Source organism: Streptomyces sp. NPDC057136, assembly GCF_042670885.1.
In the GTDB taxonomy this organism is placed as follows: domain Bacteria; phylum Actinomycetota; class Actinomycetes; order Streptomycetales; family Streptomycetaceae; genus Streptomyces.
Genome location: NZ_JBHUUV010000001.1, coordinates 341092 through 353570, shown reverse-complemented (window position 1 = coordinate 353570; position 12479 = coordinate 341092). Strand labels below are relative to the sequence as shown.

9 protein-coding genes are annotated in these 12479 nt (G+C 67.6%); all 9 read left to right on the top strand.

The genetic code is table 11. The features are described 5' to 3' along the window. The first annotated feature begins 24 nt into the window (after positions 1 to 24). From ACFT7S_RS01655 to ACFT7S_RS01615, 9 genes are read left to right on the top strand one after another with little or no spacing between them, the layout of a single operon-like run. Positions 25 to 2070, top strand: coding sequence for an ATP-binding protein (locus ACFT7S_RS01655; RefSeq protein ID WP_382725443.1), 2046 nt, complete (start codon positions 25 to 27; stop codon positions 2068 to 2070). Then, a complete protein-coding gene (locus ACFT7S_RS01650; protein WP_382725440.1) occupies positions 2061 to 2348 on the top strand; it encodes a hypothetical protein in 288 nt (95 codons plus the stop codon). Before ACFT7S_RS01655 ends, ACFT7S_RS01650 begins: the two co-directional genes overlap by 10 nt. Continuing rightward, positions 2345 to 8644, top strand: a complete 6300-nt coding sequence (locus tag ACFT7S_RS01645; RefSeq protein WP_382725437.1) for a DUF4157 domain-containing protein — start codon at positions 2345 to 2347, stop codon at positions 8642 to 8644. The genes ACFT7S_RS01650 and ACFT7S_RS01645 overlap by 4 nt, the downstream gene beginning before the upstream one ends. After that, positions 8641 to 9129 carry a hypothetical protein gene (locus tag ACFT7S_RS01640; RefSeq protein WP_382725434.1) on the top strand — a complete coding sequence of 163 codons (489 nt, stop codon included), beginning with the start codon at positions 8641 to 8643 and terminating at the stop codon, positions 9127 to 9129. Before ACFT7S_RS01645 ends, ACFT7S_RS01640 begins: the two co-directional genes overlap by 4 nt. Before the next feature lie 12 nt (positions 9130 to 9141). Further along, the gene (locus tag ACFT7S_RS01635) at positions 9142 to 9648 is read left to right on the top strand and encodes a DUF1877 family protein (RefSeq protein WP_382725432.1); all 507 of its coding nucleotides are present in this window, start codon (positions 9142 to 9144) and stop codon (positions 9646 to 9648) included. A gap of 38 nt (positions 9649 to 9686) precedes the next feature. Continuing rightward, a complete protein-coding gene (locus tag ACFT7S_RS01630; RefSeq protein WP_382725429.1) occupies positions 9687 to 10373 on the top strand; it encodes a hypothetical protein in 687 nt (228 codons plus the stop codon). Between the two features lie 5 nt (positions 10374 to 10378). Beyond that, positions 10379 to 10759, top strand: a complete 381-nt coding sequence (locus ACFT7S_RS01625; protein WP_382725426.1) for a hypothetical protein — start codon at positions 10379 to 10381, stop codon at positions 10757 to 10759. Beyond that, positions 10752 to 11891, top strand: a complete 1140-nt coding sequence (locus ACFT7S_RS01620; protein ID WP_382725424.1) for a hypothetical protein — start codon at positions 10752 to 10754, stop codon at positions 11889 to 11891. Before ACFT7S_RS01625 ends, ACFT7S_RS01620 begins: the two co-directional genes overlap by 8 nt. 49 nt (positions 11892 to 11940) lie before the next feature. Continuing rightward, a complete protein-coding gene (locus tag ACFT7S_RS01615; RefSeq protein ID WP_382725422.1) occupies positions 11941 to 12468 on the top strand; it encodes a phage baseplate assembly protein V in 528 nt (175 codons plus the stop codon). Positions 12469 to 12479: the final 11 nt, after the last annotated feature.

The window sequence follows — 12479 nt, the reverse complement described above, 5'->3', positions numbered from 1 at the left end:
GTGCGGAACACGGGGGGTGAGGACATGGGTACGTACGAAGGGGCCGGTCGGAGCGAGGACCGGGACGCGGCAGCGCAGGGACGGGCGCTCTCGGCGGCCAGCCACGCCGTACTCGCCCGTGTCGACGCCCACGCCGGGCGCGCGACCCGCCGCCCGGGCACGGCCGGAGCGGCGGACCCCGGCGCCCCCTCCGGCAGCACAGCCGTGGCCGGAACCGGCACCGCAGCCGAATCCGGGACCGGCTCCGGCGTCACCCCCTCGAACAATGCCGCCCCCGCCGCCCTTGACGCCCTCGTTGCCTGCTTCGGCCTCAGCCCGTTCGAGCGCGAGATCGTCCTGCTGGCCGCAGCAGCCGAGTTGGAGCCCACCACGGGCACCCGGTGCGCCGCGGCCGGCGGCGACCCGGAGCGTACGTACCCCACCTTCTCGCTCTCCCTCGCCGCGCTCGGCGATCCGCACTGGAGCGCCCTCACACCCGTCGCCCCGCTGCGACGCTGGCGGATCGTCGAGCTCGACGACGAGACCCGGCTGACCACGTCCCGGCTCCGGCTCGACGAGCGGATCCTGCATTTCCTGGTCGGCTCGCCCTACCTGGACGCCCGGCTGCACGGGCTGCTGCGCCGCACCACCGTGCCGGACTCGCTGCCCACCTCCTACGACCTGGCGGCGAGCCGGGTCGCGGCGGGCTGGTCGGGGGCGGGGCGCGGGGCGCCGCTCCGGGTCGAGCTGGTCGGGGGCGATCTTCGTACCCGGGCGGACATCGCCGCGGTCGCAGCCCGCCGCTCGGGACTCGGTCTCTACGAGATGTCGGCCGCCGATATTCCGACCGCTCCGGCCCAACGCGATCTGCTGGCCCGGCTGTGGCAGCGCGAGGCGATTCTGCTGCCCGCGGCGCTGCTGGTGGAGGTCGGAGAGATGGACCGCGAACAGGCCGCCGCCACCGACGTGTTCGTCGAGAGCGCGGCCGTGCCGCTGGTCGTGTCGAGTCCCGATCCGCGGCAGACGGCACGCCCCCGCGGTGAACGCGTCACTGTTCCGCCGCTGGACGCGGACGAGCAACTCGGGGTCTGGACCGATGCGTTCGCCGGTGTGCCCGAGGTGTTGGAGGCCGATCTGCGTGACCTCGTGGCCCAGTTCTCGCTGCCGCCGCATCTCGTCCGCTCGGCCGGAGCGGCCGTGGCCCGGGATCTGCCGGGCGAGGACGAGCTGGATGCGACCGGGCTGGCCTGGCAGGCGGGCCTGACCGAGGCCCGGATGGGCATGGACGAGCTGGGCCGGCGGATCGAGCCGCAGGCGGCCTGGGGCGATCTGGTGCTGGCGGAGCGGCAGTTGCGGGTCCTGCGCGAGATCACCGCGCATGTGCGGCAGCGGCCGACCGTGTACCAGGAGTGGGGATTCGCCGAGACGTTGCGTCGTGGCCTGGGCGTCACCGCGCTCTTCGCGGGTGGCTCCGGCACCGGCAAGACCCTCGCCGCCGAGGTGATGGCGAAGGAACTGGGCCTGGATCTGTTCATCATCGATCTCTCCCAGGTGGTCAGCAAGTACATCGGTGAGACCGAGAAGAACCTGCGCAAGGTCTTCGACGCCGCCGAGCAGGGCGGGGCGCTGCTCCTGTTCGACGAGGCCGACGCCCTGTTCGGCAAGCGCAGTGAGGTCAAGGACAGCCACGACCGGTACGCCAACCTCGAAGTCAGCTATCTGCTGATGCGGATGGAGGCGTACCGGGGGCTCGCGATCCTCACGACGAACATGAAGCAGGCCCTGGACACGGCGTTCATGCGCCGTATCCGTTTCGTCGTCGACTTCCCCTTCCCCGGCGAGAGCGAGCGGGCCGAGATCTGGCGCCGGGTGCTGCCCGCGCGGGCGCCGATGAAGGGCGTCGATCCGGAGCTGCTGGCCCGGCTGACCGTGGCGGGCGGCTCCATCCGCAATATCGCACTGTCGGGTGCCTTCCTCGCCGCGGAGGAGGGGGACAGGCTCCAGATGCGCCACATGCTGGAGGCCGCTCGTACCGAATACCTGAAGCTCGACCGTTCCCTGACGCCTTCGGAGGTGCACGGATGGGTCTGAACGAGCAGCAGCGCACGGTACGGGTGGACATCGGCGAGCTGGTGCTCGACGGGTTCGGCCGGGTGGACCCGGAACGCGTATCGGAGGCGTTCCAGGTGGAGTTGGGGCGGCTCGTACGGGAACGGGGAGTGCCGCTGGCCGCGGACGGCGGGCAGGCGCTCGACGCCCTGGCCGGGCTGCCCCCGCTGCCCGCGACGGTTTCCGCGCGGCGCCTCGGCCAGGAGCTGGCGCGCGCGGTGCACTCGGGCCTCTCGGGCGGGGGTGAGGTGACGCGATGAGTACGTCCCACTCGCAGGAGACCCGGTCCGACCAGTCCGCCAAGCGTCGCAAGCGCAAGGAACGGGCCGCATCCCGTGCGCCCGAGCCGAAGAACATCGTCAGCGGTGCGGGCCAGCCGCTGGACCTGAGCGTACGGCGGGAGCTGGAGGAGCAGCTCGGGCACGACTTCAGCCGGGTGCGGCTGCATACCGACCCGGACGCGGGCGCGCTCACCGAGATGCTCGGCGCGGACGCGGTCGCGGTCGGCCAGGACATCTTCTTCCGCGAGGGGACCTACCGTCCCGGCACGCTGGACGGTCAGCGCCTGCTCGCCCATGAGCTGCTGCACACGGTGCAGAACCCGCACGGTCTCGGTGCGCTGCGGGCCGGGCGTGACCTGGGCGCGGTGAGCATGCCGCAGCAGGCGATGGAGCGTGAGGCGGAGTCGGCTGCGCAGGAGTCGGTGCGCCCGGACAAGCAGCAGTCGGACGTGGCGGTGGAGCCGGGTCAGGCCACCCCCGGCTGGCTGCGGTACGCGACGGTGGACGCGGACCGGAACCGAATGGAGCAGATCGACCCGGCAACGCTCGTGGAGCGGCTGGCCAACTCGGTCGTACGTTCGCTGCGCGGCGACCCGGAGGACCGGTCGAAGCGCACCCGTAAGCAACTCGCCAGGCTGCCCGAGGAGTTGCAGGACAACGTCCTCGAGCGCCTGGAGGCGAGGCTGCTCAGCTCGGAGCACGAGCGGGTGCTCGACCTGGTCGACGAGGTCGAGGCCTACGACGATCTGGAGCGGAACTCCCTCGAAGCCCCGACCGTCGAGAACGATCCGGTCCAGGAGCTGTCGTACGAGCGTGAGACCGAGCGGCGGGCGGCCGAGGAGCAGAGGGAAGAGGAGAGGCAGTCCGCGGCGGCGCCGGGTCCGGAGAAGGACCAGGAGAAGGACCAGGAGAAGGACCAGGAGAAGGACCAGGATCAGGAGCAGGAACCGGGCGCCGACTCGGGAAGCAGCGGCGCAGGTACGGCATCGGGGGGCCAGGAGTCGGCAGCTTCGGCGGCCCCGGCTGTCGCGCCTCAGCAGCAGTCGTCGTCCGAGGGCGGCGGGAAGGAGCCCGCAGGCTCCGCCGAGGGCAAGGAAGGCCAGGATCAGCAGGGCGCGCCGGCCGCGAGCAAGGAGGAGTCCGCGGCCAAGAACCGTGCGGGCGCGGTCGATGCGCTCGTGGCGGGCCAGCAGCTGAAGGAGGAGGACAAGCGCGGCTCGGAGAAGCCCACGGGTTCGCCGGCCGCGTCCGGCAAGGACGACCAGCTGCCCGGTGTGTTCAGCACGCTCGACGGCGTACGCAACCAGGATCTCGACGGTCCGGAGGAAAAGGCCGAAGACGATCCGTTCGGCTCCGGCAGCGAGTCGGAGGTCGAGGTCGGAGGCGGGGAGCCGAGCGCCTGGGACGTCAAGCTCCAGCCGGAGGACTTCCTGCCCGCACAGGACCTCGACGTGTCCTCCGTACCGACGGCGGACAAGCTGGCACCCTCCTCGTCCGGCGCCGCAGCCGCCCCGTCCTTCCCCGCACCCCCGGTGACCAAGGCCGACCAGGTGCAGGCGGAGCGGGATGCGGAGGACGCCGAGGACGCGGCGGCGGAGCACGAGCCCGAGGGGGACGACGCCGGTTCACCCGCCGGGACGGAGCCGTCGGCCGAGGCGGACGAAGGCGCGCACCGGGACACACAGCCCGGTGGACTCGCCCTGGAACAGGCCGCCGAGACGCGGCCGGTGACGGGCTCACGCGACCCGAAGAGCGGCGCCGACCCGAAGGCCGGCCCCGTTGCCGCGCAGACGGCGGTGCAGGAGGCACCGGGCACGTCCGAGGGCGGCAGCGATGCCAAGGAAGCTGCCGCCAAGGAGGAGAAGGGCACTCCTGCCGGGGGCGAGACGTCGGCGGGTGCTCAGGAGAAGGCATCCCCGCAGGCGGTGGCCGGCAACGCGGCGGCGCCGGAACCCGCGGCCAAGGAGGAGCAGAAGAAGACGGACGCGGCTCCGGCGGGCAGGAGCGAACCGACGGCGGACGCGCAGGCCCCCTCACCCGCACGGGACACCCATGTCTCCGGCGGGTCCACCACGGATACGTCCGGTGCGGCACCGAGCGAGTCGTCGGACGGCGGCCCGGCGAAGAGCGAACCCGCTTCTCGTACGGAGACCCCGGCGCCGAAGGCCGCCGCACCTGCCGCCCCGGAACCCGTGAAGGCTGCGGAGGCTCCGACGGCAGCGAAGGCCGCACCGGCGCCCAAGGCGGCGGCCTCCAAGCCGGCCCCGGCCGCCAAGGGTTCGCGAGGCGGAGGCGGCGGCGGGGGTGGCGGGGCCAAGGCGGCCGCACCGGGCAAGGGCAGGAAGGACTCGGCGCCGGCCCCGAATCTCTCCGGGGTGGCCCCGGAAGCAGGCCTGACCACAGCCTCGAAGCTCAAGCCGCACAAGGCACTTCAGGCGATGACCGGTGTGAGCGGCTCCGTGGACCGCACCGTCGGCGACGAGCACAAGACCCTCGCGGCCGCGCCGCCGTCGATGCAGCGCCCGGCTGGTGCACCGCAGACACTCCAGGGCAAGCCGAAGGCCGATGCGCCGGCCCAGTACTCCCAGGACGCGGCGGAGAAGTCCGAGGCCCCGAAGGACGAGAAGGCCGAGGTCAAGGGTGCCAAGGAGCCCGAGGGCCAGATCGAGGCGGAGAAGGCGGAAGAGCCGGGCGGCTGGGACACCTTCAAGATGGCCCTGGGCTTCGGCCTGGCCAAGGTCGCCAACTTCTTCGGCGCCGACATCGACGAGTCGGAGCTGGCCGCCAAGTTCGCCGGGCTGCCGACCAAGGACGAAGCGCTGAAGAAGGCCCAGGCGGGCAACGCGCCGGGCGTGGAGATGGAAGGCGCCGCCGAGCAGACGGCCGGCGAGCAGGGCACGGCCGTCGACACCAAGGGCCAGGAAACGGTGGCGACGGGCAAGGACGACGCCGCCCGCCCGATGGGCGAGAACCAGGTCTACCCCAATGCTCCCAAGGAGCAGATGACGGCGAAGGTGCCCGGCGGGCAGGGCGGCAACGGAGGCGCGCCCGACGGCAGCGCGGGAACCGGAGCCGTACCCCCCGAGGCAGCCTCCGAAGTGGCGGAGCACGAACAGGGGCCGCAGTTCCAGGCCGCGTTCGGCGAGGGCCAGAAGGGCATGTCCGAGGGTCGTCAGACCAAGGACAAGGACTTCCGCGACTCGCAGCAGAAGCACAAGGCGAAGGTCGACGCCGAGATCGCGACCAACACCAGGAGCCAGGCGGGCGAGCGCGATAAGGCCCTGAACGAGGTCACCGCGGAGCGAGCCGACTGGCGCACGGAGCAGGACGCGGAGCTCAAGACCCTCGGTACCAAGAAGACCGAGCGGCACGAGAAGGTCCGCACGGATGTCAAGGACAAGGAAAAGAAGACCGACGAAGACGTCGTCAAGGAGAAGGACGACGGCGACAAGAAGATCCAGGACGAGAACACCAAGGCTGAGAAGGACGCGGAGAAGAAGCGCGACGACAGCGTCGAGGAATCGGGCAACTGGGTCAGCAAGGCCTTCGACTGGATCAAGAAGAAGGTCATCGAGATCAAGGACGCGATCGTCCGCGTCATCAAAGCGGCGCGTGACGCGGTCGTCGGCTTCATCAAGAACTTCAAGGAGACGGTCGAGCGCTGGATCAACGAGGCCCGCAAGTTCATCGTCGACGCGATCAAGAATCTGATCAACGATCTGATCGAGTTCGCGAAGGCGATGGTGCGGGCCGTCATCGAACTGGCCAACAGCATCCGGAAGTTCATCACGGGCCTGATAGCGGCCGCGATCGCCCTGGTCAACAAGCTCGCCACCATGCTGAAGCAGATCGTCACGGATCTGCTGGACGCCATCGGCAAGCTCCTGAGCAGCATTCTCGACCTGCTCAAGAAGATGCTCCAGGCGGCGGTCAAGGCGGTTGTGGCCGCGGTGAAGGCGGTTCTGGACTTCGCCTCGAAGCTGCTGAGCGCGCTCGGCGACTGGATGCTGATCGCTGTCGACTTCCTCTCCGACCCGGGCGGCTGGCTGGGCGGCGCCAAGAATTCGGCGGTGGACGGTGCGAAGAACCACCTGTTCCGGGAGGTCAAGGCCGCCGTCAAGCAGTGGTTCAACGACAAGATCCAGGAGATCATCGGCGTCCCGAAAGCCATCTTGGACAAGCTGCTCAAGGGCGGCATCAAGATGGAAGAGATCGTCAAGGAGGCCTGGGACGCCGTAGTCCCCCAACTCCCCCTGATCATCGGTGAACTGGTAATGACCAAGATCGTCGCCAAGCTGATTCCGGGCGCGGGCTGGGTGATGGCCGTCATCGACGCCATCCGCACGGCCTGGGGTGCGCTGAGCGCGATCCTGAGCGCGCTGGGCATGGTCCTGGACTGGCTGAAGGCGGTCCGGAGCGGCGGCGCCGGCATCCTCTTCGCCAAGGCGGTCGCGGCGGGCGTGGTCGCCCTCCTCGAAGTGCTCTACCAGGCGCTGATGACCGGCATCGGCAAGTACGTCTCCAAGGTGGGCAAGCGCCTCAAGGGAGTCGCCGCCAAGCTCGGCAAGGACAAGGGCGGCGACGGCAAGGGCCCGAGCGGCACAGGCTCGGACGACAAGGGCGGCGACAAGAAGAACCAGGAGCAGGACCCGAAGAAGGACACCTCCTCCCCGAACGCCCGCCCGACCACCACCACCCCGAAGCCGGACCTCACCAAGCCCGGCAAACCCACGAACACCCCGGGCAACGACAAGAACGGCAAGCCGAAGGACAAGGACGACGCCAAGCCGGACACCCGCCCGACCCCGTCCCCGAAGCCCAAGCCCAAGCCGGAACCCCCGGCGAAGCCGAAGACCGAGCCGGACACAAAGCCCAAGCCGAAGGACGACACCCCGGGCAGGCCCAAGGACAACGACAAGGACTCCACGAAGCCGAAGCCCGACGACAAGGCCGGCCCGAACAAGCCGAAGGACCAGGCCCCGAACAAGCCCAAGAGCGACGACAAGGACGGCCCGGGCAAACCCACCAAGCCCAAGGACAAGGACGGCGACGGCAAGAAGCCGAAGCCCAAGGACGGAGACAAGGGCCCGAAGAGGCCGAAGCCCGACAAGGACAAGGACAACAAGGACGGGAAGCCGAAGGACAAGGACCCGGCCAAGGAGAAGCAGGACAAGAAGGACCAGCAGAAGAAGGACGAAGACTCGAAGGAGTCGAAGGAGGCCCGCCTTCGTAAGATCGTCGCTCGCATACGTCCCACGCTGCGCTCGCTGCTCAACAAGGGCATCGTGCGGCCGGTCATGCGTGCCGCCTTGGGTGGGCTCCGCCTCTGGCACAGACTCTCCTCGCTCGACCTCCGAGGGCAGCGGACCGGCGACATCATGGCCCGCCTCAACCCGGAGGAAGCCGCCCAGAAGTTCAAGGAATTGAACAAGACGCCCCAGGAGCTCGAAGGCAAGCCCGAAGCGCCGAAGAACCCTGCCGAGTCCTCTTCGGCAAGTCCGAGCCAGGAGGAAAAGTCGGCTTCGACCGGGACGGAGGCAGTCGGCGGCAAGTCGAAAGTAAAGTCCAAGGAAGAGTACGAACAAGAGCGCGGCGAACTGATCGAGAAAGTCAAAAAAGATCAACTCAAAGAGAACGGGGAATTTCAGGACGCGCAACTTGAGAAGGAATATGAAACATACAAGAAAGGGAAAGAGAAGAAGGCCAAGAAGGATTCAACAGTAAAGACCCGCGATCGCGCAGACTGGAAGGTGACTCGGGATTATTGGGAGAACGACAGCCCAATGGCACGTGGCAATAGATTCAACGAGAGCGTGGAGAGGACAAGGCCGACTCAGTTCCACGAAGTGAACGTAAAGCCCAACAAGGAGGCCGAGGAGGACCTCAGGGAGAATGGGACAGGTCCGGGGCGGTCGCCGAAGGACGGTGCCGAGAGGTATCGGGTGGACACCTATGTACCACCCGTGGGGGAGGACAAGGGGATGATCATATCCAGGAAAGCGATAGACTTCGACGCCATCAAGGAAGCCGATCTCGATAAGCACCTGAATGAAATACTTCTTAAGTACAGTACCGGGACGGAAATCAGAAGTGATAAATATCCCAAACTGGACGGCTCGAAACTTCAGGGGAAGTATTATTTAGAGGTCCCGGAAAGCAACAGGCTCCTGCCGCAGGCGGCGGCCTTTGAGGCTCTCGCGCAAGAAAAGAAAATAGAGATCATGTACACTCCGGAACATCCAGACGAAGAGTCGGCGAAAGAATCCTCCACATGACAGCGTCGCATAACGAAGAGAAGTTCAACGCCCTCGTCCAGTCCATTGATTTCGATCTCAGATACCGTTCCTTCTGCAAGGAGCGCATCAACCTCTCGGTCCCCTCCGGTAGGTCGATCGACCTCTCGGATGTGACGAGTTGCGTCGAGCGCCTCCCCTTGTCGTTCCGGTACATGAAGTCGGAGAAATTCTTCCGACATCAGGAGAAATTCGATGGCTTCACCCTCCTGTTTCATCTCTCCGTTCGGGGCTCCGTCATCCAGCCGATGATCTACCTGAAGACCGGGGAGGGGATTGTCGGGGATCCCTTCGCCATGCTGACGTGGGCAGCCCTGAAGCGGCGAGAAGGAGTAGTGATGCCGCCGGAGAGGGAGCTCGCACTGTGTTTCTCGAACACCGACGAGCTGTACGAGGCGCTTGAATTCTCCACTACTCTTTATGTGGAAATGCGAAAAATTACCATCGAAGCGTCTCCCTGGTCTTGATGAGGTCCCACTATGATGACAGCCACTTTTAGCGAGGTCCCCTCGCGTGCCGATCAGGAATTCGCCCTCACCGGTGATGAAATCAAGCGCCTGCTTGACGGCAACGGAAACTCGATTTCTATTCAAGACACCTGGCCTGCCCTGCATTTCACTCTCACAAGCGAGGTACCGATCCCCAAGGAGGAGGCGCTGCGGCGAGGGGTGGACTTTCCTGCCGACCCGCTAGAGGAAGTGCTTATGGGTGGATCGGCGACCTCTGTTCGCACGGCGTTTGGTCCGGTCCGTCTGCTGACATTGCCAGAGGTCCGGCAGAGTGCACAGCTTCTGTCGGCCGTGACGATCGACGATTTCACTGACTGGTTCGACGCCGAAGCGCTTGAGAACGAACATATTCCTCCGGCTGGTTGGCCGCAGGAACACCATCGACTTGATGATCTATTGGCGGCCTTTATTGCCGTCAGGGATTTCTACGAACAGGCCGCCGCTAAAGATTCAGGAATTCTCATCGCTTTCGAATGAAAATGGGATGACCCCCGGAAGAGGGAGAGTTTGAGCCGATGACCCGCTACGCCGACATACCCAAGCCCATCCGCTCCGGCATAGTCGTAGTAGACCCCGAACGCGGCACCCCCCAGCGCATCATCGTCCTCCAGTTCAACCCCGACACCCTCGAACGCAGCCTCGCGCCCCAAGCCGCCGGCGGCAGTGGGGACTCCGGTGGAGGGGGCAGCGGGTCCGGGGACCGGAACGAGGCTCTTCGGCTCAAAGGCCCCGCTCAGGAGACCTGGAAGTTCACTGCCGAGATCGATGCCACCGATCAGTTCGAGGTGGCCGCTCCCGACGGGATCCACCCCGAGTTGGCGACCCTCGAAATGCTGGTGCATCCGACCACCGCCCAGTTACGTGAGGCGAGCCGTCTCTCCAAGAAGGGGACCATCGAGATCAGTCCGATCGAGATGCCGCTCACCCTCTTCACCTGGGGCAGCAAGCGCGTCATGCCCGTGCGCCTCACCGAACTGTCCATCAACGAGTCCGCGTTCGACGTGAATCTCAATCCGATCCGGGCCGCGCTGAGCATCGGCATGAAAGTGCTCAGCGTCAGTGATCTGCCGGCCGGGCACCGCGGGGCCGATCTGTACATGGCGCATCTCGCGCAGAAGGAGCGGCTCGCCAGGGCCGCGCGCAGCGGCGGGCTCGGCTCGCTGGGGCTGGCCGGCGGCAATACCGTCACGGGGAGGAGCTGAAGACCATGGCCGACATCGAACCGTACGAGAACGCACTGGACGCGATACCCGGCGCCCACCCCTACCCCCGCTCCAGCCGTTACCACGACGCCGAGATCGGCGTGCACCGGATGGCCGACGGGACCGAAGTGCGGTACGCCAAGCGCCGGTTGCTGCCACCGCTCAGCGAGACGGCGGCGGCCGAGGAGAGCGCGCCGCACACCGTCAGCAGCGGGGACCGGCCGGATCTGCTGGCTCAGCGGTACTTCGGGGACCCGGGGCAGTGGTGGCAGATCGCCGATGCCAATCCGGTACTGGACCCGCAGGAGCTGACCGAAGAGGCGGGCCGCACCATCGCGATCCCGCATGCCGGGGGCTTCCCGGGGCCGGGGGCGCGGTATGCCTGATCAGCCCGTGGGGAGCGGGCCCATCCACATCACCCTGCAGACGGGGTCGCGGCTGACCCGGCCCGTTCCGCCCGAGGTCACCGAGGCGCTGCTGTCGGCGCAGATCACGGCCACCGCGGGTGAACGCAGCGGTTTCCAGATGGCTTTCGACCTCACCAAGCAGGGGGCGTTGTCCCGGAGGCTGTTACCCGAGGGGTTCTTCGATCCGAAGACCCGGGTGATTCTCAGCGTCAGCGTGAAGGGCACCGCCCGGGTGCTGCTCGACGGGCTCATCGTGCGGCAGGAGGTCGGCGCCAGCAATCAGCCGGGGCACTCCACCCTCACGGTGACCGGTGAGGATCTCACCCTCCTCATGGATCTGGAGGAGCGCACCGACCGGTACCCCAATCTGCGGCCCTCCGGACGCGTCGCACGCATCCTGGCCAAGTACGCCGACTACGGCATCGAGCCCCGCGTCTTCCAGGAGCAGATCGAGCAGCCGCCGCGAGAGCAGCTGAGGGTCGACTACCAGTCGGGCACCGACCTGAGTTACGTGAACGAGCTGGCGCGGGCCAACGGGTACACGTTCTATCTGGAACCCGGGCCGCGCCCCGGCTACTCCACAGCCGTCTGGGGTCCCGAGGCCCGGATCGGGCAGCGGCAGCACGCGCTCAACGTGAACATGGACGTCAACTCGACCGTGGACCAGCTGACGTTCGCGTACGACGGGACCGCCCGCGAGGAGCCGCAGGCGCGCGTGCAGGACCCCGCCACCCGGGACAGCCGGCTCCTGCCGCAGCCCGACATCGGGCCGCTGCGCCCGCCGCTGGGCCGCCGCGCCACTCCCGCGCTCAAGCGCAGGACGCTGTCCGGCACGGCCAAGAAGGAGTCGGCGCAGGCGCAGGCGGAGCTGCTGGCGCGCGCCGCGCTGTCGGCCGATGCCATCTCCGGTTCCGGTTCCCTGGACGTGAACCGGCACGGCTACATCCTGCGGCCGCGCGAGCTCGTCGGGGTGCGTGGCGCCGGGGTGACGTACGACGGCGACTACTTCGTCAAGTCCGTCACCCACACCATCAGGCCGGGCTCCTACCAGCAGAACTTCACGCTCTCGCGCGAGGGCCTCATCGCCCGGAGCGGCACCGTACGACCGTAACGGCCGCGACAGCGGAAGCGGAACAGGAACAGGACCAGGAGAACTTCGCATGGCTGCAGGACCCAACAACCGGTTTCTCGGCAAGTTCCGGGGGCGGGTGGTGAGCAATGACGATCCGCTGAAGATCGGGCGGGTCACGGTCAAGGTGCCGGACGTCCTGGGGGACGAGACGTCCACCTGGGCCCTGCCGTGTCTGCCGTTCACGGGGCCGCAGTCGGGGCAGTACGCGGTGCCGGCCGAAGGGGCGGGGGTGTGGGTGGAGTTCGAGCAGGGGGATGTCAGTTTTCCGATCTGGACCGGCTGTTGGTACGGGGACAGGACCGAGCTGCCGCCCGATGCGCTCACCGGCGGCCCGGCGCACCAGAACGTGGTGATCCAGACCTCCGACCGGCACAAGTTCGTCCTGGGCGATGTGCCCGGCGGCAACGGCATCCGCCTCCAGGCCGCGACGGGGGCGTACATCCAGGTCGACGAGAAGGGCGTGACGATCGCCAACGGCCAGGGCGCCTCGATCGTGCTGGACGGCGGCGAGGTCAACATCAACGACGGCCGGCTGATCGTGGCCAAGAAGCAGTAACAGACAACGGG